Annotated in this window: 22 protein-coding genes; 5 read left to right on the forward strand and 17 right to left on the reverse strand. The window is 76.4% G+C overall.

Features of this window, described 5'->3' with window-relative positions; genetic code table 11:
- Positions 1-71: 71 nt before the first annotated feature.
- From ACI782_RS09410 to ACI782_RS09445, 8 genes are all read right to left on the reverse strand, one after another.
- Positions 72-968, reverse strand: a complete 897-nt coding sequence (locus tag ACI782_RS09410) for a GmrSD restriction endonuclease domain-containing protein (RefSeq protein ID WP_456908403.1) — start codon at positions 966-968, stop codon at positions 72-74.
- Between the two features lie 60 nt (positions 969-1,028).
- Positions 1,029-2,204, reverse strand: a complete 1,176-nt coding sequence (gene manA / locus ACI782_RS09415; RefSeq protein WP_456908405.1) for a mannose-6-phosphate isomerase, class I — start codon at positions 2,202-2,204, stop codon at positions 1,029-1,031.
- A gap of 93 nt (positions 2,205-2,297) precedes the next feature.
- Complete coding sequence (locus ACI782_RS09420; RefSeq protein WP_456908407.1) at positions 2,298-4,037, reverse strand: glycerol-3-phosphate dehydrogenase/oxidase; 1,740 nt, start codon at positions 4,035-4,037, stop codon at positions 2,298-2,300.
- Between the two features lie 74 nt (positions 4,038-4,111).
- Positions 4,112-5,068 carry a DUF808 domain-containing protein gene (locus ACI782_RS09425; protein ID WP_456908409.1) on the reverse strand — a complete coding sequence of 319 codons (957 nt, stop codon included), beginning with the start codon at positions 5,066-5,068 and terminating at the stop codon, positions 4,112-4,114.
- A gap of 157 nt (positions 5,069-5,225) precedes the next feature.
- Positions 5,226-6,371 (reverse strand): SIS domain-containing protein, encoded by a 1,146-nt coding sequence (locus ACI782_RS09430; protein WP_456908411.1) that lies wholly within the window; start codon positions 6,369-6,371, stop codon positions 5,226-5,228.
- On the reverse strand, positions 6,368-6,583 hold the full coding sequence (locus tag ACI782_RS09435; RefSeq protein WP_456908413.1) for a Trm112 family protein: 216 nt from the start codon (positions 6,581-6,583) through the stop codon (positions 6,368-6,370). Before ACI782_RS09435 ends, ACI782_RS09430 begins: the two co-directional genes overlap by 4 nt.
- Positions 6,580-7,944, reverse strand: coding sequence for a phosphomannomutase/phosphoglucomutase (locus ACI782_RS09440; RefSeq protein WP_456908414.1), 1,365 nt, complete (start codon positions 7,942-7,944; stop codon positions 6,580-6,582). The genes ACI782_RS09435 and ACI782_RS09440 overlap by 4 nt, the downstream gene beginning before the upstream one ends.
- A gap of 108 nt (positions 7,945-8,052) precedes the next feature.
- Positions 8,053-8,403, reverse strand: a complete 351-nt coding sequence (locus ACI782_RS09445; protein WP_456908416.1) for a DUF3499 domain-containing protein — start codon at positions 8,401-8,403, stop codon at positions 8,053-8,055.
- A gap of 201 nt (positions 8,404-8,604) precedes the next feature.
- Here ACI782_RS09445 and ACI782_RS09450 point away from each other — a divergent pair, with 201 nt between their 5' ends.
- The gene (locus tag ACI782_RS09450; RefSeq protein ID WP_456908418.1) at positions 8,605-9,060 is read left to right on the forward strand and encodes a metallopeptidase family protein; all 456 of its coding nucleotides are present in this window, start codon (positions 8,605-8,607) and stop codon (positions 9,058-9,060) included.
- Positions 9,061-9,116: 56 nt separating this feature from the next.
- Here the strand turns inward: ACI782_RS09450 and ACI782_RS09455 are convergent, their stop codons facing one another.
- Positions 9,117-10,001, reverse strand: a complete 885-nt coding sequence (locus tag ACI782_RS09455) for a phosphotransferase (RefSeq protein WP_456908420.1) — start codon at positions 9,999-10,001, stop codon at positions 9,117-9,119.
- A gap of 104 nt (positions 10,002-10,105) precedes the next feature.
- On the opposite strand from ACI782_RS09455, the gene ACI782_RS09460 reads away from it, so the two are divergent.
- Entirely contained in the window at positions 10,106-11,140 is a 1,035-nt protein-coding gene (locus ACI782_RS09460) for a hypothetical protein (RefSeq protein WP_456908422.1), read from the forward strand.
- On the opposite strand, the gene ACI782_RS09465 is transcribed toward ACI782_RS09460, so the two are convergent.
- Positions 11,115-11,957 carry a hypothetical protein gene (locus tag ACI782_RS09465; RefSeq protein ID WP_456908424.1) on the reverse strand — a complete coding sequence of 281 codons (843 nt, stop codon included), beginning with the start codon at positions 11,955-11,957 and terminating at the stop codon, positions 11,115-11,117. The two genes, ACI782_RS09460 and ACI782_RS09465, sit on opposite strands and share 26 nt — an antisense overlap.
- Positions 11,958-12,062: 105 nt before the next feature.
- Positions 12,063-12,308: a WhiB family transcriptional regulator gene (locus tag ACI782_RS09470; protein WP_456908487.1), complete on the reverse strand. Its 246-nt coding sequence runs from the start codon at positions 12,306-12,308 to the stop codon at positions 12,063-12,065.
- Between the two features lie 325 nt (positions 12,309-12,633).
- On the opposite strand from ACI782_RS09470, the gene cofD reads away from it, so the two are divergent.
- The 3 genes from cofD to rfbA are packed head-to-tail and all read left to right on the forward strand — an operon-like array spanning position 12,634 to position 15,600.
- Complete coding sequence (gene cofD, locus ACI782_RS09475; protein ID WP_456908426.1) at positions 12,634-13,593, forward strand: 2-phospho-L-lactate transferase; 960 nt, start codon at positions 12,634-12,636, stop codon at positions 13,591-13,593.
- Complete coding sequence (locus ACI782_RS09480) at positions 13,586-14,698, forward strand: coenzyme F420-0:L-glutamate ligase (protein WP_456908428.1); 1,113 nt, start codon at positions 13,586-13,588, stop codon at positions 14,696-14,698. The genes cofD and ACI782_RS09480 overlap by 8 nt, the downstream gene beginning before the upstream one ends.
- A gap of 29 nt (positions 14,699-14,727) precedes the next feature.
- A complete protein-coding gene (rfbA, locus tag ACI782_RS09485) occupies positions 14,728-15,600 on the forward strand; it encodes a glucose-1-phosphate thymidylyltransferase RfbA (RefSeq protein ID WP_456908430.1) in 873 nt (290 codons plus the stop codon).
- 18 nt (positions 15,601-15,618) lie between these two features.
- On the opposite strand, the gene ACI782_RS09490 is transcribed toward rfbA, so the two are convergent.
- The 6 genes from ACI782_RS09490 to ACI782_RS09515 all read right to left on the reverse strand — a co-directional run bounded on the left by ACI782_RS09490 (position 15,619) and on the right by ACI782_RS09515 (position 21,918).
- Entirely contained in the window at positions 15,619-16,407 is a 789-nt protein-coding gene (locus ACI782_RS09490) for a DNA-3-methyladenine glycosylase family protein (RefSeq protein WP_456908432.1), read from the reverse strand.
- A 172-nt stretch (positions 16,408-16,579) separates the two neighbouring features.
- Positions 16,580-17,350, reverse strand: a complete 771-nt coding sequence (locus tag ACI782_RS09495) for an SDR family NAD(P)-dependent oxidoreductase (protein ID WP_456908434.1) — start codon at positions 17,348-17,350, stop codon at positions 16,580-16,582.
- 135 nt (positions 17,351-17,485) lie between these two features.
- Entirely contained in the window at positions 17,486-18,583 is a 1,098-nt protein-coding gene (locus ACI782_RS09500) for a mannose-1-phosphate guanylyltransferase (RefSeq protein WP_456908436.1), read from the reverse strand.
- Entirely contained in the window at positions 18,580-19,509 is a 930-nt protein-coding gene (locus tag ACI782_RS09505; protein WP_456908438.1) for a glycosyltransferase family 2 protein, read from the reverse strand. Before ACI782_RS09505 ends, ACI782_RS09500 begins: the two co-directional genes overlap by 4 nt.
- 103 nt (positions 19,510-19,612) lie before the next feature.
- Entirely contained in the window at positions 19,613-20,746 is a 1,134-nt protein-coding gene (locus ACI782_RS09510; RefSeq protein WP_456908440.1) for a glycosyltransferase family 4 protein, read from the reverse strand.
- A 74-nt stretch (positions 20,747-20,820) separates the two neighbouring features.
- Positions 20,821-21,918: a glycosyltransferase family 4 protein gene (locus ACI782_RS09515; RefSeq protein ID WP_456908442.1), complete on the reverse strand. Its 1,098-nt coding sequence runs from the start codon at positions 21,916-21,918 to the stop codon at positions 20,821-20,823.
- Positions 21,919-21,953 lie beyond the last annotated feature (35 nt).

The raw sequence follows: 21,953 nt of genomic DNA on the forward strand, positions 1-21,953 counted from the left end.
GGGAGAGCGAGCATGCCGAGGCTTCGGCGGGGCTCGTGCCGTCGTCCAGGATACGCGGACGCGGGCGGGGATCACTCGCAGCCGACGCCGTCCCCGTCGCCGTCGAAGGTGTCCCGCCAGCCCGGCTCGCCACGGCGGATCGGGGCGGCCCCGGCCGCCCGGACCGCCGCGCAGTCGGCGTAGCTGGCCTCGGCGGAGCGCGGCGCGGCCGGCGCCGCCCCCGGCAGCGGCTGGTCCGGGCAGGTGGTCAGCACGGTCGCGGCGGCGTTGCGCTCGGCGCGGGTCATCCACAGCCCGTACTCGGCCTTCACCGCGACCTGCCGGGCGACGTAGGCGCACCGGTAGGAGGTGTTCGGCGGCAGCCAGGTGGCCGCGTCGCCGTCCCCCTTCTGCTGGTTGAGCGGGCCGTCGACGGCGAGCAGGTTCCGCGGGTCGTTGGCGAACTCGGTGCGCCGGGCGGTGTCCCAGCCCTGGGCGCCCTTCTGCCAGGCGTCCGACAGCGCGACGACGTGGTCGATCTGCACGTCGTCGCTGGTGTCCTCCCCGCGCCGGAAGGCGATGGTGTCCCCCGAGTAGGGGTCGGCCAGCGTGCCGGTGAGCACGATGCAGTCGTTCGTGCCCCGCCGGAAGGTCTCGTCCTCGAGGTCCCGCGCGAGGACGTCGTTGCGGGTGTCGCACCCGTTGTGGTCGGTGTCCACCCAGCCGTCGCCGAACCGCGCCCGGTCGTAGCCGGTCCGCGGCGCCCGGCCCTTGACGTCGATCCCGCCGAGCGCGGCCAGCGCGGTCCCCGCCGCCGCGTTCGCGATGGCCTCGTCGGCGGCGTCGTCGGAGAGGACGCCGGTGAGCGGACCGCTGTCGGCCCCGCCGGTGCCCGTGAGCAGCTCACAGCCGGTCAGGCCGCCCGCGAGGGCGAGCGCGACCGCACCGGCGGCGAGCCGGCACAGCGGCGAGCGGGAGGCGACGGACACGACCCCTCGACGCTAGGCCGCGGACGAGTGGTCAGGGGGCTGACACGCCCTGCCCGGTGCTCAGTCCAGGTTGGTGGTCGTCCGGAACAGCAGCGCGGGGCCGCGGGCGGTCACCGGCTCCCCCGCGGGGACGAACGCCGACTGCCCCTGTTCCAGGACGAGCTCGCGGTCGCGGCCGCTGAGCACGGCCCGCCCCTCGGTGCACAGGAGGACCTGCGGACCCGACGTGGTCAGGATGCCCGGGTCGACGCCGAGCTGGACCCGGGTGAGGTCGAAGTCCTCGACCGGCACGGGGTAGCGCAGGCCGCCGGGCCCGAGGACCGGGTGGATGACCGGCACCTTGCCGTCGGTGAAGTCGAGCACCTCGATCAGCGCCGCGAGGTCCACGTGCTTGCTGGTCAGGCCACCGCGCAACACGTTGTCGGAGCTGGCCATGACCTCGACGCCGGCCCCGGAGAGGTAGGCGTGCAGGTTGCCGGCCGGCAGGAAGACCGCCTCACCGGGCTCCAGCTTCAGGTGGTTGCACATCAGCGAGATGACCACGCCGGGGTCGCCGGGGTAGGCCTCCGCGAGTGCCGCGGCCCACCGGTAGGTGTTGATGAACTCCGGGTCGTGGGCGGCGACGAAGCGCGCCCCGGCCTCGGCGACGGCCTGGACCAGGGAGGTGCGGCGCCGCCCGGACAGGGCCAGCAGCTGCGGGATCGCCACGCGCAGGCCCCCACGGGCGAGTGCGGCGATGGTCGGCTTGAGCTCGGGCAGCTGCAGCTTGGCCAGGCAGTGCAGGGACTCCTCGACCGGCCGGAAGCCGCACAGCGCCTCGAACGTGCTCAGCGCCAGCAGCAGCTCGGGCTTGTGCCACGGGTCCTTGAAGGTCCGCGTGGGGTCGTCCTGCGGGACCCCGGCGGCCTCCTCGGCGGCGAACCCGGCCGCGGCCTGTTCCATCGTGGGGTGGGCCTGCAGCGACAGCGGCCGGTCGGCGGCCAGGACCTTCACGAGGAAGGGCAGGCGAGCCCCGAACCGCTCGACGACCGGCGCACCGAGCAGGCGCTCCGGGTCACCGACGATCGCCTTGTCCAGCGGCGTGCCGTCGGACAGGAGGCTCGGGTCGTCCGGGTGCCCGCCCATCCAGAGCTCGGCGCACGGCTCGGGTGCCGGGGTGGGGTCACCCAACAGCTCCGGGATGACCGTGCGCGAGCCCCAGGGGTAGTGGCGCACGGTGTTCGTCATCTGCCACATCGGCACGAAGGCTACCCACGTCGGGGCGGGCGGGCGGGGATCCGGCGGCGCTCTCGGGGGCCCACGGGACGGGTGTGACGAACCGGTCCGGGGTCACACGGCGGAGCGCACGTCCGGGGCGCCCAGCCGCGCGGCGTCCGCGGTGCGGTCGTCGGGCATCCGCTGGGACTCCCGCTCGGCGGCCACCCGGGCCGCGTAGTGCGCCACCTCCCGCTCCGTCCGCTCCCGGTCCCAGCCCAGCGGCCCGGCCACCAGCTCGGCGACCGCGGCCGCGGACTCCGTCCCCCGGTGCGGCGTCGTGATCGAGATCCGCGTGCGCCGGGTGAGGACGTCGTCGAGGTGCAGCGCACCCTCCACCTCGACCGCGTGCACCACCTCGGCGGCCAGGTGGGCCGGCGCCCCGGGCAGCGGCCGGCCCAGCGAGGGGTCGGCACGCACCAGGTCGAGCACCTCGCCCACCCGGTCGCCGTGCCGGTGCAGCAGGCGGTCGACGGCGTCGGCGGGCAGGCCGGCGGCCGCGGCCAGCTCGGGCGCGCGGTCGCGCACGGCGTCCCAGCGGTGCGCGCCGACCAGCGGCAGGTGCGCGGTGCGCGAGCGCGGCACACCCGGGAGCGCGGCGGTGGCGGCGTCGACCGCGTCGGCGGCCATCACCCGGTAGGTCGTGTACTTGCCGCCGGCCACGAGCACCAGCCCCGGGGCCGGGGTGACGACCGCGTGCTCGCGGGAGAGCCGGCTGGTCTGGTCGGCCTCCCCCGCGAGCAGCGGGCGCAGGCCGGCGTAGACGCCGACGATCTGGTCGGTGGTGACCGGCTTGGCCAGCACCCGGTTGACCTGGTCGAGCAGGTAGTGGATGTCGGCGCTGCTGGCCGCGGGGTGGTCGCGGTCGAGCTTCCACGGGGTGTCGGTGGTGCCGATGATCCACTGGTCGCCCCAGGGGATGACGAACAGCACGCTGGTCGGCGTCCGCAGGACCAGCCCCGACCGCTCGCCGTCCGGGAGGTCGCCGGCGTCGATCGCCGAGCGCGGCACCACCAGGTGCACCCCCTTGGAGGCGCGCACGCGCAGGCTCGGCGCGGGGGTGCCGAGCATCGCGCCGACGTCGTCGCTCCACACCCCGGTGGCGGCCACGACACTGCGCGCCCGGACGATGAGGGTGGAGCCGTCGGTGAGGTCGGAGACGCGGACGCCGACCACCGGTGCCCCGCTGCCCTCCCCGTCCCGGAGCAGGCCGGTCACGCGGGCGCTGGAGAGCACCCGGGCCCCGTAGCCGGCCGCCGTCCGGACGACGGCGAGGGTGTGCCGGGCGTCGTCGACCTGGGCGTCCCAGTAGCGGATGGCCCCGGCGACGGCGTCGGGGCGCAGCGCCGGGAACGCGGCGAGGGTGGCCCGGCGGGACAGGTGCCGGTGCGCGGGCAGCGCCCGGTCGGCGTCCAGTGCGGCGCCGAGCACGTCGTAGAGCGCCACACCGGCGCCGTAGTAGGCCCGCTGCCAGCGCGCGGGGAGCGGCAACAGGAAGGACAGCGGGCGCACCAGGTGCGGCGCGATCGTCTGCAGCAACCGGGTCCGCTCGTGCAGCGCCTCACGGACCAGCGGGAACGCCAGTTGCTCGAGGTAGCGCAGCCCGCCGTGGACGAGCTTGCTCGACCGGCTGGAGGTCCCGGCCGCCCAGTCCCGGGCCTCGAGCAGCCCGACCGACAGGCCCCGGCTGGCCGCGTCCAGCGCGGTGCCCGCACCGGTCACCCCGCCGCCGACCACGAGCACGTCGACGACCTCGTCGGCCAGCCGGGCGCGGTCGGCCCGCCGGCGCTCCGGTGACAGGCGCGTGCGGTCCATGGCTCCACTCTCCCCCGCCGCGGGGACGGTTCGAGGGAGGCGCCGGCGCCGGCCCCTCCGGACGCGGTCCTCCCTCAGTGGGACTCGGCCGCGCCCTCGCGCCGGGCCCTGAGCCGGTGCACCGTCAGGTTCATCACGGCCACGATCAGCGAGCCGACGACGAACCCGAGGATCGCGCTGCCCAGCGTGTTGACCAGCCAGCCGACGACCCCGCCGAGGGCCCCGGTGGCCTCGTGCGCCGCCTCCTCCAGGTGGTGGACGACGCCGTAGACGGCGTGCAGCCCCAACTCGTCGGAGCCCACCAGCAGGATGTGACCGCCGACCCACAGCATGGCGGCGGTGCCGACCACGGTGATGACGGCGAGCACCCGCGGCATCGCCTTCACCAGCCCGTGGCCGAACCGGGACACGGCCTTGCCGGGCCGCTGGGACAGGCTCAGCCCGGCGTCGTCCATCTTCACGATGAGGCCGACGACGCCGTACACGAGGACGGTGATGCCGATCGCGACGACCGCGAGGATCACCGCCCGGGACACGAACGGCTCGTCGACCACCTCGTTGAGCGCGATGACCATGATCTCCGCGGACAGGATGAAGTCCGTGCGCACGGCTCCCGACACGATGGAGTCCTCGTCCCGGGCAGCCCCCTCCCCCGGGGCATGGTCGTCGTGGCCGCCGCGGAGCTTGTGCCACACCTTCTCCGCGCCCTCGTAGCTGAGGTAGGCCCCGCCGATCATGAGGATCGGGGTGAGCAGCCACGGGAGGAACTGGCTGAGCAGCAGGACCGCGGGCAGCAGGACGAGCAGCTTGTTGCGCAGCGAGCCCTTGGCGATGCGCTTGATGATCGGGATCTCGCGCTCGGCGGCCAGGCCGTGCACGTACTGCGGCGTGACGGCGGTGTCGTCCACGACGACGCCGGCCGCCTTGGCGCTGGCCCGTCCGGCAGCGGCGCCGATGTCGTCGACCGAGGCGGCGGCGGCGCGCGCCAGCGTCGCCACGTCGTCGAACAGGGCTACGAGTCCACCCGCCAAGGGAAGTCCTTCCGATCGGTCAGCACGCGCGTGCTGTCTTGCGTGATGGTGACCCGTCGGACCGTTCCGTGCGCGGTCACCGCTCGACGTCCCCGGTGGTGGTACCCGGCCGGGCGCGTCGAACGCCCGCGCACCGGAGCGGGCGCGGTGGCCGCCCTCACGGGCGGGAGGACCGCTCGGTGTCCAGGGCGAGCGCCAGGTAGACGGCGGTGAAGTCGGCGACGGCCAGCTGCCGGGCGAGGCGGGGCAGCCGGCCGTACCGCTCCGGGTCCCCGTGCTCGGCCAGCCCGCTCACCGGGACGTTGGACGACGCCGCCGTGCGCAGCGCCTCCTGCAGCGCCTCCCGCGCCGAGCGCGGCTCCCGCTCCCCCGCGCCGTCGTGCTCGCCGGCGTGGGTGTCGCGGACGGTGAGCAGCCGCAGCCGGCGGCCGGTGTCCTCGGCCCGGTCGCGGAAGAAGTCGTCCTCGCCGCCCTGCGGCGCCAGCGGACCGCCGAGCACCGCGCACGCGGCGACCCGCTGGTCGGGCATGCGGAAGGTGGTGACCGGCAGCCCGGCGAGGGTGGCCAGCTGGTCGGCGATCCGGGCGGCCGCCGTCCCGGCCAGCGGGCCCTCGGCCGCGATCACCGGCAGGGCGTCGAGCAGCTCCAGTGCGAGGGTCTTGGCCGGGTTGACGAACGACTCCTGTGCCGGCCCGCACTCGCCGGCGACCTCGTCGAGCGCGTCGGCGACCGCGTCGAGGTCGGCCACACCGGGTGAAAGCAGGCCCAGGTCGGTGGCCAGCTCGAGCAGCGGCGTGAGCAGCGACCACAGCGTCGTGTGCCGGACGCGCGAGCGCGGCAGCGGGACGTACGGGGCCCGGGCGGTGGAGCAGGCCGCGCGCAGCGGCGCGTCCTCCCCCCCGATGCCCAGCAGCGTCACCCCGCGGCGGGCGGCCTCGTATGCGGGGGTGACGGCGTACTGGCCGGCGCCGGTCCGGGTGGCGACGACGGCGACGTCGCTGGGGCCGGTCCACACCGGCAGGTCGGGGCCGGGGACGACGTCCACGGTGACCGGGCTGGAGGGCCCGAGCAGCGCCCGCAGCACCTGCGCGGCGACCGCACCCTCGCGGCGGGCCACGATCACCAGGCCCCGCGGCCGGCCGCCGGCGGTGACCCGCTCCAGGCCCGCCTCCTCGGTCAGCCGGGCGGTCTCGCGGACCTGCGCCCCGGCGCCGGCGACCGCCGGGAGCAGGCCGCGCGGGTCGCGCGCGCGCAGCACGTCGAGGTCGTCGAGGACCTCCTCGGCCAGCTCGGGCGAGGTCACGGGGTGCCGCGCTCTCCGGCGCCACGGACCCGCGCCTCGTCGAGCAGCAGCACGGGGATGCCGTCGCGCACCGGGAAGGCCCGGTCGCACGTCGGGCACACCAGCTCGCCGGCGGCCTCGTCGACCGTCAGCGGCGTGTGGTGGGTGTCGGGGCAGGCGAGGATCTCCAGCAGCACGGGGTCCAGCCCCAGCGGTCCGCTCGAACCGGTCATGCGCGCACCATCTCGAGGACCCGGTCGCGGAGCTCGGCCATCCGCGCCTCGTCCGGCGCCTCCACGTTGAGCCGCAGCAGCGGCTCGGTGTTGCTCGCCCGCAGGTTGAACCAGGACCCGTCGGGCAGGTCCACGGTCAGTCCGTCGAGCTCGTCGACGGTGACGCCCTCCTCGCCCTCGAACGCGTCGCGGACGGCCTTCGACCGCTCGGCCGCGTCGACGACCGTGGAGTTGATCTCACCCGACGCCGCATACCGGCTGTAGGCCGCGGTCAGCTCCGACAGCGGGCGCCCCTGCTCGCCGAGCGCGGCGAGCACGTGCATGGCGGCCAGCATGCCGGTGTCGGCCCGCCAGAAGTCGCGGAAGTAGTAGTGCGCGGAGTGCTCGCCACCGAAGACGGCGTCGGTACGGGCCATCTCGGCCTTGATGAACGAGTGCCCGACGCGGGTCCGCACCGGCTGGCCGCCGTGCTCGCGGACGATCTCGGGCACCGCGCGGGAGGTGATCAGATTGTGGATGATCGTCGTCCCGTGGCCCTTGGCCAGCTCCCGGACCGCGACCAGCGCGGTGATCGCCGAGGGGCTGACCGGCTCCCCCCGTTCGTCGACGACGAACACGCGGTCGGCGTCGCCGTCGAAGGCCAGCCCGATGTCGGCTCCGGTGCGGCAGACCTCGGCCTGGAGGTCCACGAGGTTGGCCGGGTCGAGCGGGTTGGCCTCGTGGTTGGGGAAGGACCCGTCGAGCTCGAAGTACAGCGGCAGCACCTCCACCGGCAGGTCGTCGAGGACCACGGGCACCGTGTGCCCGCCCATCCCGTTGCCGGCGTCCACGACGACCCGCAGCGGCCGGATGACCGAGAGGTCCACGAGCGACCGGAGGTGCGCGGCGTACTCGGCGAGGACGTCGCGCCGGGCGACCGACGCCGTCCGGTCGGGGACGCGGTCGTAGTCGTCCCGCTCGGCCCACTCCCGGATCGTGGCCAGCCCCGACTCCTGCCCCACGGGGGCGGCGCCGGCCCGGCAGAGCTTGATGCCGTTGTACTGCGCCGGGTTGTGGCTGGCGGTGAACATGGCGCCGGGGACCCCGAGCGAGCCGGCGGCGAAGTACAGCATGTCGGTGGACCCGAGCCCGGCCTCCACCACGTCCACGCCGCGGCTCAGCGCGCCCTGGGCGAAGGCCCGCGACAGGGGTACCGAGGAGTCGCGCATGTCGTGGGCGGTGACGATCGCCGTCGCGCCGCTCTCCAGGGTCACGAACTCCGCGAAGGCCGCGCCCAACCGCCGGGCCACGTCCTCGTCCCACTCGTCCGGCACGACCCCCCGGACGTCATAGGCCTTGACGATCGACGACAGATCCGACACGTGTTCACCCTCGGGCTCGTCCGCCACCTCCGGCTCCCCGGCCGACGGTGCGCATCGACCCTAGCGGCGCCCGTGTGGGACGGCGCAGCGGCGCCCGGGGCGCACCCGTCAGGGGATGTCGGGGAGCACCCGCAGGTGGCCGCGGCGGGTACCGCTGCCGTCGTCGGCCGGGTTGCGCGGGGGCTCGGGCCGGGCCGCCTCACGGACGGCGTCGGCCAGGGCCAGCAGGTCGTCCCCGGTCGGACCGGAGTCCTCGAGGTCGATCTCGTGCCGCACGACCTCCCAGCCGCGGGGCACGGTCAGCCGCTCGGCGTGGAACTCGCACAGGTCGTAGCTGTGCGGCTCCGAGAACGTCGCCAACGGGCCGACGACAGCGGTCGACTCCGCGTACACGTAGGTCAAGGTCGCTGCCGCCGGTTGCGCGCAGCCGCTGCGCGAGCAGCGACGTGACTGCCTCACCACCGGTTCCTCACGCTGGGCACAGTAGACGCGTACCCGGCTGGTTGGCATCAGGCACACCGGGTTTCGCGGCGCCGGCGGAGCAGGAGCCACATCCTCCACGACGGTCACGCCAGGCACCGGCCCGGGCCCTCGCCGCGCGGACCTGCGGCGCTGCTCCCGGCGCGCGCACCTCCCGGCGGCCGTACGCTCGCACTCGCCATGAGCCGACCCGCCCGTTCCCGCCGCGACCGGCACGGCCGCGGCCTGCGTGGGCGCCTCGTCCCCGACGGCGTGCCGCTGGCCCGCAGCCGCGCCGAGCAGTTCGACGACCTCGTGCTCGACGCGGTCGAGGACCTCGAGCGCCGGTGGGAGAAGGAACTGGCCGGCGTGGAGTTCGCCGTCGAGGACGTCCCGTGGGTCGAGCACACCAGCCCCGACGAGGTCGTCCTGGACGCCGACGTGCTCGACGACGGCAGCGTCCCGCTGGCCCGCGTGCTGCCGGCCCACCGCGAGAACGGCCGCGAGGTCGCCCCGCGGATCGTGGTCTACCGGCGGCCGTTGGAGCTGCGCGCGCACGACCGCGACGACCTCGCCGACCTGGTGCGCGACGTCGTCGTCGACCAGGTCGCGGTGCTGCTCGGCCGGGACCCCGAGGAGATCGACCCGACCGGTTGAAGGACCCCGTCCTCCCCCTACCTCGCAGGCTCGGGGCGGGACCCGGGACGGGGCCTCTAGCGCACGGGGCTGCCCAGCTCGGCAGCGATGCCCCGCGCGTCGGCCAGCCGCGCCCGGCAGAAGGCGGGGTCGAGCCCGTCGCCGCGGTCGGCCCGCGTGATCCGCGCGACCAACTGCTCGAGGGCGACCGCGTGCCAGAGCAGGCCCACGTCGGGCTCCTCCCACCCGGCGGTCCGGTCGAGGACCACCCGGGCGATCCGCGCCCGGTCCTCGTCGCCGACGGTGCTCGCCCACAGGGTCAGCAGGTCGCGGTGCCGCGGACCGGGACGCACCCCGGTCCACTCGAGCACGACCATCCGCCCCTCGACGTCGAGGACGGCGTTGGCCGCCCGGAAGTCCCCGTGGGTGACCTCCGACAGGGGCAACTGGGCGGCGGCGGTCCGCACGGCGCGCAGCTCGCCGAGCCGGATCCCGCCCCGCAGCAGCCGGCTCGCCTCGCCCACCGTGGCCCGCGCCCGCCGCATCGCCGGGCGGGTCGGCGGCTGCCAGGGGCTGCCGGGCGGCGCGGGCAGCGGGGCGATGCGGACGGCGGCGTCGACCGCCGCCTCGGTCCACCGCTGGCCGCCGGTCGGCACCGGGTGGACCCGCCGCGAGAGCAGCCACCGGCCGTCGTCCGCGGCGGCCAGGACCTCGGGGACGCCGATCTGCCGGTCCTCCGCCCAGCGCCGGCCCCGCAGCTCCGCCCGCAGCCGCCGGCGTCCGCTCTCGGTGACCGCGAGGTCGACGACCCGGTCGGCCAGCACGCCCCGGACCAGGCCCAGCGAAGCGGACAGGTTCGTGGCAGCGGTGAGCGGCTGGTCGACGCCGAGCTCGGTGAGCAGCGCGCTCACCCGCTCCCGCACCGCGTCCCCAGCCGCCGTCCCCCCGTTGCTGGCGCTCACCGGAGGCATCGTCCCAGCCCGCTCCCGGACCCGCACGGAGGGCACGCACCCCCCGCCGGTCGGCCTGCCGGGGGTCCCGGCCGGCCCCTGCGATGCTTACCGGGATGGACTCCTCCGCGCCGGCCGCCGTGCCGTGGGTCGTCCTCGGCGGAGCCCTGCTCGCGCTGGCCGGGCTGGTCGCGGCGGAGCTGCGCGCCCGACGGGGCGGGGCGCGGAGGCCGGCCGGCCCGGCGCCGCAGCCGCCCCCGTCCCTCGAGCGGCCGCGGAGCCGCTTCCCCGACGACGACCTGCCCGGCTTCCTCGAGGCGCCCCCGGGCACCCCGGCCGCCGCGGTGGGAAGCGCCCCGGCCGCCGCGCCGGGCCCGCCTCCCGCGGCAGCCGGCGCTCCCCGCGCCGGCCGGGCGGTGGCGGGCATGGCCGCGGGGGCGCTGGTGCTCGTGGCCGCCCTCGCGCTGCTAGCCGCCGTCGTGGGCGGGGGCCGCGGCCCGGCGACGCCGCCCGCACCGTCGACCCCGCCCGGGCCGCCGACCGCGGCCCCGGCGGCGCCGACGACGGACGCCCCGCTGCCGGAACTGCCCGGCGTCCCGTCGGACCCGCTGCCCGGCGAGTCCGGTGCGGGCGCGCTGGCCAGCCGCTCGATCCCCCTCGGCGACGACGGCGTGACCGCGACCCTCGGCTTCGGCGGCGTCGTCGTCGAGGAGCACGCCGTCGGCATCACCGTCGGCTACCCCGTCGTCAGCGTCACGGCAGCCGACGCCGCGGCCCGCGGGGCCGCCGCGGCGCTGGCCCACGTCCGGCTGCCGACCTGGAACTGCATGACCGACGGAGCACCGGCCGACCCGGAGGCCGCCGGCTGCGTGCGGTCGCGGACCGAGTACGCCGACCTGCCCTCCCCCGCGCTGACCGTGACCCGGGAGGGCGACGACGTCCGGCTGACCGGCCGGTTCCCCAGCTACACGCGGCCGATCGCCGCCGCCCCCACCTACACGGGCCGGGTCTACGAGCTGACCGTGACCATCGCGCCCACCGAGGCGGTGCACGGCGGCCGCGCGGCCGCCGAGGGGACCCTCTTCCTGGGCAGCGACCGGGCGGCGACGGTCGACGCCCCGGGGGTCAACGTCGTGCGGTACGGCGGCTGAGCGGGCCACCGTCGAGGGTCACCGTCACCAGCGGCGCGCCCATCTCCCGCCGGAGCCCGCCGACGTCGGAGAAGCCCCACCACGGACGACGCTCGAGGCCGTCGTCGAGGACCAGCAGCCCCGCACGGAGCCGGCCGCCGTCGGGGAGCACCGCGACCTCCAGCTGCCCGATCGCGGCGTGCAGCCGCGCGGCCGCCCGCAGGAAGGACCGGGCCGGCGGGTCGGGCTCGCGGGCCAGCAGCTGCGGCAGCCACCGCTCCAGCTCGCGCGGGTCGCGGCTGCGGCAGACGGGACCGACCTCGTCGAGGTCGTCGACGAGCGCGGCACTGCGGGCGTTGGCGAAGCCGGTCTCCGGCCGCAGCCGGCCGAGCTCCCGGGTGGTCGGGTCGCCGAGCGGCAGGCCGGTGAGCCGCAGGGTCCAGGGCCGGCGCAGGCTCTCCACGAGGTCCAGGACGCCGGCGGCCAGCCGCGCCGCGGCCGCGTCGTCCCGCACCGGCAGCCGGGCCGTGGCCGCCCCCGGGGGCACCGGGCCGACGCCGTCGCCGAGCAGCGTGGCGAGCACGCGCGGGCCGCGGCCGCGCAGGACGAGCGCGGCCAGGGCGGTCGTCTCCGCCGTCGCGCCGGGGCCAGGCCGCTCCACGACGACCGCCACCGGCCGGACGCCGGCTCCGCGGCGGGGGGCCTGCGCGTTGAGCACGGCGGTGAGCCAGGGCGGGCGGGCCGGGACGGGCGCGCGGACCCGGGCGAGCAGGGGCCCGGCGGCGCGCAGCTCCCGGACGACCTCGGCCCGCCCGGCGGCCACCCGCGTCCCCGTCACACCCCGAATAGCACCACAGCCGCCGACGGCGGTCCGTCGGCGGCTGTGGGACAGCTCGGTGCTGGTGTCGGTGGAGGACGCCCTCCAGGGGCCGGGAGTCCTCCCTCAGACCGCGCGGCGGCGCAGGCGGCGGCGCTCCCGCTCGGAGAGCCCGCCCCAGATCCCGAAGCGCTCGTCGTTGGCCAGCGCGTACTCGAGGCACTCGGCCTTGACCTCGCAGCCGGTGCAGATCTTCTTGGCCTCGCGAGTGGAGCCGCCCTTCTCGGGGAAGAACGCCTCCGGGTCGGTCTCGGCGCACAGCGCGCGCTCCTGCCACGACTGGGCGTCGGCCTCGAGGCCCGCGCTCCACATGCCGGCGAACGCCTGGCCCGCGGCACCCGTCCCGCGGTCGGCGTTCCGCTCAGACGCGCTGACGTAGTCGCGCAACCACGAGACCTCTGCCATGACGATGCGTCCCCTCTCGCTCTCGTCCCGAAGTGCGCTCCGCGGGACGTTCCCGGGCCGCTCAGCACTCGATGACACCGCCGGAATTACACGCGTGTCGTTGCGTAGCCGTCAACTTCGCTCGGTGTAAGCGACTCGCCACACCTGCCCCACCTGTCACGCCCTGTTCGTCACTTCTCGTCCCACCCCTCGACACGCCCGCCAAACAGTCGACAACTGCCCATCGGGCACGATGACTTTCGTGCAGATCGTCGTGCTCGCCGGAGGGGTCGGCGGGGCCCGGTTCCTGTCCGGGGTCCGGACCGCCGTGCCCGAGGCCCGCCTCACCGCCGTCGTCAACACGGGGGACGACGTGACGATGCACGGTCTGCGGATCTGCCCGGACCTCGACACGGTGATGTACACCCTCGGCGGCGGCATCGACCCCGAGCGGGGCTGGGGCCGCGCCGGCGAGACCTGGACGGTCAAGGCGGAGCTGGCCGCGTACGGCGCCGAGCCGACCTGGTTCGGGCTCGGTGACCGGGACCTCGCCACGCACCTGGTCCGCACCCGGATGCTCGACGCGGGCTACCCGCTGTCCCAGGTGACCGCGGCGCTGTGCGACCGCTGGCAGCCCGGCGTGGAGCTGCTGCCGATGAGCGACCAGCGGGTGGAGACCCACGTCGTCGTGACCGACCCGGACAGCGGCCGGCAGCAGGCGATCCACTTCCAGGAGTGGTGGGTCCGCCACCGGGCCGCGCTCGACGCCTCGGCCTTCGTCCAGGTCGGCGCGGACACCGCCGAGCCGGCGCCGGGGGTGGCCGACGCGTTCGCCGCGGCCGACGCGGTGCTGCTGGCGCCGTCCAACCCGGTGGTGTCGATCGGCACCATCCTGGGCGTCCCCGGGCTGCGCGAGGCGCTCCTGGCCACCCCGGGCCGGGTCGTCGGGGTCTCGCCGATCGTGGCCGGGGCGGCGGTCCGTGGGATGGCCGACCGGTGCCTGCCGGTGGTCGGCGTGGAGGTCAGCGCCGAGGGTGTCGGCCGGCACTACGGGGCCCGCGCCGACGGCGGGCTGCTCGACGCGTGGCTGGTCCACAGCGGCGACGGCGCGGAGGTGCCCGGCGTCGACGTCCGGGCCCTGCCGCTGCTCATGACCGATCCGCCGGCCACCGCCGCGCTGGCCCGTGCCGCCCTGGACGCCGCCGGTGTCTGAGGAAGGACGCCCCTGCCCCCCGCCCCTCGCGAGCTCGCGGCGGGCCCCTGCAGGCGGGCCTGCAGAGGGGCTCTCGGTCCTGCCGGTCGTCGGGCTGCCGGAGTTCTCCCCCGGCGACGACCTGGCCGGGGCGATCGCCGGCGCGGCGCCGTGGCTGGTCGACGGCGACGTCGTCGTCGTGACCTCCAAGGTCGTCTCCAAGGTGGAGGGCCGCCTGGTGCACGTCGAGCCCGGCGCCGACCGGGAGGCCGCTCGGCAGCGGGCCATCGACGCGGAGACGGTGCGCGTGGTGGCCCGGCGCGGTCCGCTGAAGATCGTGGAGACGCCGCAGGGCTGGGTGGTGGCCGCGGCCGGCATCGACGCCTCCAACGTGCCCGGCGACGCGCTGGTCCTGCTGCCGGAGGACGCCGACTCCTCGGCCCGGGCCCTCCGCGCCCGGCTGCGCGAGCTGCTCGGCGTGCAGGTGGCGGTGGTCGTCAGTGACACCTTCGGCCGCACCTGGCGGGAGGGGCTGACCGACGTCGCCGTGGGATCGGCCGGCATCCCCGCGCTCGTCGACCACCGCGGGGACGTCGACGCGCACGGCAACCGGCTGGAGACCACGCAGGTCGCCGTCGTCGACGAGCTGGCCGCCGCGGCCGACCTGGTCAAGGGCAAGCTCGGCGGGATCCCGGTCGCCGTCGTCCGCGGGCGGCGGTTCCGCCCACCGGACGACGACAACGGCACCCGGCCGCTCGTCCGCCTCGGGCCCGGCGACCTCTTCCCGTACGGCAGCCGGGACCTCGTGCCCAGCCGCGCCCCCGCCGAGGACCTGGTGCCGCGTCCCGGCGAGCTGGACGCGGTCGCGGAGGCGTTCCGGGTCGCGGTCGCCGCGCTCCCGGAGTTCCCCGTCGTCCTGCGCTACGGCGGGGAGGGGGACGGCGTGGTCGACGTCCACCTGCCCGACCGGGCGACGACGACGCACGCGCTCAACCTCGGCGCGCTCGTCGGCGCGGTGATCGTGCAGCTGCACGCCGAGGGCTGGACCACCCGCTGGGAGCCGGCCGCGACCGCCGGCGGGACCTCACTCGTCGGGAGGTTGTGGCTCGGTTCCCCGGCTCCCTGACCGGACCCGCGTCGGTAGCGTCGCCGATCATGCGCGGGATCATCCTGGCCGGGGGCACCGGCAGCCGCCTGTTCCCGATCACCCAGGCGGTCAGCAAGCAGCTGATGCCGGTCTACGACAAGCCGATGGTCTACTACCCGCTCTCGACGCTGATGATGGCCGGCGTCCGCGAGGTGCTGGTGATCACCACACCCGGCGACCAGGAGGCCTTCCGCCACCTGCTCGGCGACGGCGACCGGCTGGGGATGCGGATCGAGTACGCCGTCCAGCCCCGGCCGGAGGGCCTGGCGCAGGCCTTCCTCATCGGGGCGGACTTCCTCGACGGCGAGGCCGCCGCGCTGGTGCTCGGCGACAACATCTTCTACGGCGCCGGGCTGGGCACCGCCCTCTCCCGGCTGCCCGAGCCCGAGGGCGGGCACGTCTTCGCCTACCACGTCGCCAACCCGCAGGACTACGGCGTGGTCGAGTTCGACGCCGCCGGCCGGGTGCTGTCGATCGAGGAGAAGCCGGCCCGGCCGAAGAGCTCCTACGCCGTCCCGGGCCTGTACTTCTACGCCGGCGACGTCGTCGACGTCGCGAAGGGCATCACGCCCAGCGCCCGTGGCGAGCTGGAGATCACCGCCGTCAACGAGCACTACCTGCGCGAGGGGCGGCTGACCGTCACCGCCCTCGACCGCGGCACCGCCTGGCTCGACACCGGGACGTTCGCCTCGCTGCGCCAGGCCACCGAGTTCGTCTCCGTGGTCGAGGAGCGGCAGGGGCTGAAGATCGGCTGCATCGAGGAGGTCGCCTGGCGGCAGGGCTGGCTGGACGACGACGGCCTGCGCCGCGCCGCGGAGCCGCTGAACAAGAGCGGCTACGGCGACTACCTGCTGCGCCTGCTCGAGGACCCGATCGTCTGAGGGACCCGCGCCGGGGTCTCAGATGCGGCGGTGGTCGGTCGGGGCGTTGCGCGGCCCGAACCGCGGTGCGCGCGCGACCCCGCCGGCCAGCAGCAGCCGCACCACCCGCTGCCGCTGCCCGCGCCAGGGCTCGAGCAACGCCATCATCCCGTCGTCGTCGGTCCGCGCGGCGCCGCTCAGCGCGAAGCCGACCTGGTTCTTCAGGTGGTAGTCGCCATAGCTGACCGTGTCCGGGCAGCCGAACACCCGCTGCACCACCTCGGCGGCCGTCCACACGCCGATGCCCGGCACCGTGCGCATCCGGCGCTGCAGGGTGGGTGAGTCGCCGACGTGGTCCGGCTCCAGCCGCGAGGCCACGCCGGCGACCGCGCGCAGCGCGCGGCGGCGGGCGCCGTCGAGGCCGCACCGGTGCCACTCCCAGTCGGTGACGTCCAGCACCCGCCGCGGTGAGGGGATGACCCGCATCCCCTCCGGCGCCGGGCCGGGCGCGGGCTCGCCGGCCAGCCGCAGCAGCGCCCGCCACACCCGGTGCGCCTCGACGACCGTGACCTTCTGCTCCAGCACGGCGGGCACGAGCGCGTCCCAGGTGCGGCCGGTGCTGCCCAGCCGGAGCCACGGCGTGGTCCGGTGCAGCCGGGTGAGCAGCGGGTGGCCGCCCGGGTCGAACTCCTCGGGCCGGTCGGCCGCGCCCAGCCAGTGCGGGACCGCCGCCCCGGCTCGCTCCGCCCCCGGCCCCCAGGCGGTGACCCGGACCTCGCCGGAGCACACGGCGATGCGCACGGTGGCGGCACCGTCGGGGGCGCTCACGGTGCGCCAGGTCGCGCCGTCGGTGTGCCGCAGCGTCGGGTCGCTCGCGCTGCGCTGGTGCGGGTAGAGGGTCCGGTGGACGTCCAGCGGCCAGTCGGGCCGCCAGACGTCCTCGAAGGCCGGCGCCTCGAGAGTGGTGGTGCTCAGGTGGTGCTCCCCGGGGAAGAGGGACTCAGCGGGGCGCCATCCGGAGCGCGCCGTCCATCCGGATGACCTCGCCGTTCAGGTAGCCGTGCTCGACGATGTCCAGGGCCAGCTCGGCGAAGTCCGACGGGCGACCCAGGCGCTTGGGGAAGGGTATGCCCGCCGACAGGCTCTGGCGGGCCTCCTCGGGCAGGCTGCCCAGCAGCGGGGTGTCGACCAGCCCGGGGGCGATGGTGCACACGCGGACGCCGACGCCGGCGAGGTCGCGCGCCGCGGGCAGCGTCATCCCGACGATGCCGCCCTTGGACGCGGAGTAGGCGATCTGGCCGATCTGCCCGTCGTAGGCGGCGATGGAGGCGGTGTTGACGACGACGCCGCGCTCGCCGTCCTCCCCCGGCTCGGTGGCGGCCATCGCGGCCGCGGCCAGCCGGAGCACGTTGAAGGTCCCGACCAGGTTCACCATCACGGTGCGCACGAACGGGTCGAAGTCGTGCGGCACGTTGCCCTTGCCCACCGTGCGCTGCGCCCAGCCGATGCCGGCGCAGTTGACCGCGATCCGCAGCGGCCGGTCCGTCCCGGTGGCCTCGGCGACCGCCGCCTCGACCGACGCGGGATCGGTGACGTCGGTGCGGACGAAGGTGGTGTGCCCGCCCAGCTCGGCGGCGAGCTTCGCGCCCCTCTCCTCCTGCAGGTCGAGGATGGTCACGGCCGCGCCCCGCGCGGTCAGCGCGCGCACCGTGGCCTCCCCGAGCCCGGAGGCCCCACCGGAGACGACAGCGGCGACATCGAAGTCCTTCATGCCCAGCAAGCTATCCCGGAGCGGCCTCCCGGCAGGCTGGAGGACCTCCGTGCCCCCACCGCTCGCCCGTTCGCGGCGGGACCCTGCAAGGGGGCCGGGGTCTCCACTGAGTGGCGGGGGGTCGGGGGTCCTCCCTCAGCTGAAGCGGGACCCGTACCGCTCCTCCACGGCGGTGAGCAGCTGCTTGACCCGCTCGGCGTCGGCCACCGGGCAGACCATCGTGACGTCGGCGGTGTGGACGACGACGCTGTCGCGCACCCCGACGAGGGCGACCAGGTGCTCGGGGTCGTCGCTGAAGACGATGTTGCCGGCGCTGTCGAGGGTCACGGCGGGCCCGCGCACCGCGTTCTCCCCCACCGTCTCCAGGGTGGCGGCCAGCGCGGGCCAGGAGCCGACGTCGAGCCAGTCGACGTCGAGGTCGGCCACGAGCACCCGGCCGGGCTCGGTCGCCGCGGGCTCGAGGACGGCGTAGTCGACGCTGATCTTGGGCAGCGTGGGGAACACCTCGGCCAGGACGGCGTCCCGCGCGGGCCCGGCCGGAGCGGCGACGACGCGGGCGAGCCCCTCGGCGGTCTCGGGCAGGTGGTCGGCCAGGGCGTCGAGCACCGTCCGCGCCCGCCAGACGAACATGCCCGAGTTCCACAGGTACCGCCCCGAGGCGAGGTACTCCTCCGCGGTGGCGCGGTCGGGCTTCTCGCGGAACGCGGCGGCCTCGGCGACCCCGGGCACCTCGGTGGGCGCGCCCCGCTGGACGTACCCGAACCCGGTCGCCGGCGCGGTGGGCCGGATGCCGAGGGTGACCAGCGCGCGGGGCCGGGCCGCCAGGGCCTCGTAGGCGGTCTCCAGCGCGGCGGCGAACCGCTCGAGCGGCCGGATGACGTGGTCGGCGCTGACCACGGCGAGCTCGGCGTCGGGGTCGACGTCGGCGACCAGCGCCGCGGCCAGCCCGACGGCGTTGGCGGTGTCGCGGGCGACCGGCTCGAGCACCAGCCGGTCCGGGCGCAGCCGCGGGAGCGCGGCGCGCACCTGCTCCCCGTAGCGGGCGGCGGTGCAGACCCAGATGCGCTCAGCGGGCAGCACCGACTCCAGCCGGCCGAACGCCTCGGCCAGCAGGCTGTGCGCCGCCCCACCGTCGCCGGCGACGACGTCGAGCAGCTGCTTGGGCCGGCTGCCGCGGGACAGCGGCCACAGCCGGGTCCCCGAGCCGCCGGCCATGACCACCGCGTGCCTCACGGGCGCTCCCCTCGGCCGGACATCTCCGGCGGGTCGAGGCGGCGCACGAAGGTGGCGCCGCTGGCAATCCGTCCGTTCAGGTGGGAGAGGAGCAGCCGGGCCGACAGGCCGGCCCGCAGCAGGAGCCGCAGCGGCGCGTACCGCCGGCCCGGGTACTGCCGCGAGAGGTAGCGCAGCGCGCTCTCGTGGTGCACTCGCAGCATCCGTCCGGGTTCGCGCCGGGTGCTGTGGCCGCCTTCGTGGACGACGACGGCGGACGGCGCGTAGACGTGCAACCACCCGCGCCGTCCCATCCGCTCGGCCAGGTCGACGTCCTCGAAGTACATGAAGTAGCCCGGGTCGAAGCCCCCCACCGACCAGAACGCCTCGAGGTCGACGAGCAGGCACGAGCCGGACAGCCACCCCGCCGGGCGCTCCGCCGGCGCCTCCCGCTCGCGGCGGTAGCTCGCCGTCCAGGGGTTGCCCGGCCAGACCCAGCCGAGCAGCGCGTGCCCGGCGCCGGTCGACAGCCGCGGCAGGTCCCGCGCCGACGGGTAGAGGTCGCCGGCCGGGGTGAGGATCGCCGGGCCGACCGTGCCGGCCCGCGGCCAGCGGGCGGCGACCGCGAGCAGTTCGTCGATCGCCCCCCGGCCGAACCGGACATCGGGGTTGGCCACGATCGCGTGGCCCTCGGTCAGACCGGCGAGGGCCGCGTTCACCGCCGCGCCGTAGCCGACGTTCCCCCCGGTGCGCAGCAGCCTGACCTCCGGGTGGTGCGCCACCGCCCGCTCCGGGGCCCCGTCGGTGGAGCCGTTGTCGGCGAGCACCACCTCGACCGGGCGCGTGGTCGCCTCCGCCAGGGAGTCGATGAAGCCCTCGAGGGCCTCGCCTGGCGAGTACGTGACGGCGACGACCCGCAGCGGCGTCCGAGCCGGTTGCCATGCCACCCCACGACCCTAACGACACCGCGGTGCAGACCGGCGCACCGGTCGGAGGCCCGCGATGCGCCCGCTCCCGCCGCTCGACGCAGGTCCCCGCCGCTGGTCGGGATCAGTCCGCGGCCGCCCGCGCGTAGCTGCGGACGTGCTGCTCGGCGCACGCGGTCCACGTGAAGGACGCCGCACGGGCGACCGCGGCGGCCCGCAGCCGCTCACGGCGCGCCGCGTCGTCGAGCAGGGACCGCAGGGCGGTGGCGATCCCCTCCTCGGTCGGCTCGGTGTACGCCACCGCGTCAGCCCCCACCTCGACGAGGGCGGGCGCCCGGGTGGTCAGCACGGGAGCCCCGCAGGCCATCGCTTCCAGCACCGGCAGGCCGAACCCCTCCACGGAGCTGGGGTATGCCACGACCTCGGCGTTCCCGAGGAAACCCGCGAGGGTCTCGAGGGGCAGGTACCCGGGCAGGAGCACCTCGAGGTGCCCGGGTACCCCGGCCAGCACCTCGTCGACGCGCTGGTCCCACCCGCGACCGCCCGCCACGACCAGGGACGGTGGGTCCGGGAGCTCCGCCGCGAGTCGCCGCCAGCCTCCGATGAGGGCCGGCACGTTCTTGCGCGGCTCGATCGTGCCGAGGAAGGCCACGTACCGGCCCCCCCGGAGGCCGAGGTGCGCCCGCGCGGACTCGCCCGCCTCCGCCGCCGGGACGTGGAAGGTCACCGGATCGACGCCGTGGTGGGCGACGTCCACCTGCCCCCGCACGCTCCTCGTGACGCGGGACAGCTCGTCGAGGGTCGCCCGCGAGGGCACGACGCACCGGGCGGCCCGCCGCAGGGCGGTGGCCGTCCACCCCCGGAAGAAGCGCCGCTTCACCGGGAGGTGGACCTCCGGGTGGGTGAAGAACGTGGCGTCGTGCAGCGTCGTGACGACCGGCACGGGGCTGCGCAGGGGCATCGTGTAGTGAGGCGAGTGCAGGACGTCGACGCGCAGCCGCCGGGCCAGCAGCGGCAGGCCGGTCTGCTCCCAGACCAGCCGTGCCGGCCGCCGGGAGATCCGCGCGGGCGCGGCCACGACCTCGGCGGACGGGACGAGCGCGGCGTAGTGCGGCACGTCCCGGGCCTGGCTGACGACGGCGACACGGGTGCCGAGCTCGGCCAGCGCGGGCAGCAACTGGTCGACGTACCGGCCCACGCCACCCCGGTTCTCGGGCACCGCGGTCGCGTCGACCAGCACCCGCGGTCCCTGCCGCACGGACAGTCCCCCTCCGGTCGGCCGGTCACCGGCCGCCCACGATACGTCCGTCGTCGCGCGGTGCCGTCGCGGGCTCAGAGGGAGCCGTAGAGCTCCCACGTCCGCCGGGCGACGTCCTCCCAGGAGAAGTCCGCCGCCCGCCGCAGCCCCGCGGTGCGCAGCCGTTGCCGCAGGTCGGCGTCCCCCACGACCTGCGCCAGCGCCTCGGCCAGCGCGGCGGGGTCACCGACCGGCGTGGTCACCGTCGCGCCGCCACCGACCTCGACGAGGGCCGGGTCGTCGGAGCTGACGACGGGCACGCCGGCGGCCATCGCCTCCAGGACGGGCAGCCCGAACCCCTCGGCCCGGCTGGGCGCCACGAGCGCCGCGGCCCGCGACAGGACCGCACCGACGTCCTCGTCGGGCAGCCGGCCCAGGACGCGCACCCGGGCCTCCGGCAGACCGACCGACCCGGCGAGGGCCACGGGGTCGGTGCCGCCCCACCCCGGCTGCCCCACCACGACCAACGGGACGTCCGGCGCGGCAGGCTCGGCCAGCGCCCGGAGGAGCACGTCGAGCCCCTTGCGCGGCTCGAGCGTGGCCAGGCTGACCAGGAACGGCGACGGCGGCAGGTCCAGCGCGGCGGCCCGCCGATCCACGTCGGGCGGCGCGGCGACCCGGACGGTGACGCCGGCGCCGCCCACGACGACCCGTCCCCGGACGTCGAGGTGGCGGCGCAGGGACTCGGCCACGGCAGCGGTGGGCACGACGACGGCGGCGGCCCCGGCCGCCGCCCGCGCGGCCATGTCGCGGTGCCACTGCACCCCGCGCGGGGTCATGGTCTCCGGATGCGTCCACGGGACGGTGTCGTGGACGGTCACGACCAGCGGCACGCGGGACCGAGGGGGGACGAGCAGCGTCGGGGCGTGGACGACGTCGGCTCCGCGCGGCCGGGGACCCCGCCCGCGGCGCCACGCCTCGGCCAGCACACGCCGCGGCGCCGGGAGCCGGCGGGGGCCGCGGACGCCGGGCACCCGGGCCGCGGAGACGTCCCGGTGCCAGGCCGTCCAGCCGGACACCGAGCAGCCCGCCGGGGCGGTCGGGACGAGCGCGGCCGCGAGCTCCGCCGAGTAGCGTCCCGTCCCACCCGGGACGGGAGCCAGGAGCTGTTCCAGCAGGACCCCGACGCGCACGGCCGGAGCCTAGTGAGCCGCCGGGGCCCTACCCG

It is taken from the genome of Geodermatophilus sp. SYSU D00703 (assembly GCF_054050155.1).

Bases quoted from the DNA above. Each gene is read 5' to 3' on its own strand.
- manA (WP_456908405.1), bottom strand. From the start codon at position 2,204: ATGTGGCAGATGACGAACACCGTGCGCCACTACCCCTGGGGCTCGCGC.
- cofD (WP_456908426.1), top strand. From the start codon at position 12,634: ATGACTTTCGTGCAGATCGTCGTGCTCGCCGGAGGGGTCGGCGGGGCC.
- ACI782_RS09495 (WP_456908434.1), bottom strand. From the start codon at position 17,350: ATGAAGGACTTCGATGTCGCCGCTGTCGTCTCCGGTGGGGCCTCCGGG.
- ACI782_RS09460 (WP_456908422.1), top strand. From the start codon at position 10,106: ATGGACTCCTCCGCGCCGGCCGCCGTGCCGTGGGTCGTCCTCGGCGGA.
- ACI782_RS09435 (WP_456908413.1), bottom strand. From the start codon at position 6,583: ATGACCGGTTCGAGCGGACCGCTGGGGCTGGACCCCGTGCTGCTGGAG.
- ACI782_RS09450 (WP_456908418.1), top strand. From the start codon at position 8,605: ATGAGCCGACCCGCCCGTTCCCGCCGCGACCGGCACGGCCGCGGCCTG.
- ACI782_RS09420 (WP_456908407.1), bottom strand. From the start codon at position 4,037: ATGGACCGCACGCGCCTGTCACCGGAGCGCCGGCGGGCCGACCGCGCC.
- ACI782_RS09470 (WP_456908487.1), bottom strand. From the start codon at position 12,308: ATGTGGAGCGCGGGCCTCGAGGCCGACGCCCAGTCGTGGCAGGAGCGC.
- rfbA (WP_456908430.1), top strand. From the start codon at position 14,728: ATGCGCGGGATCATCCTGGCCGGGGGCACCGGCAGCCGCCTGTTCCCG.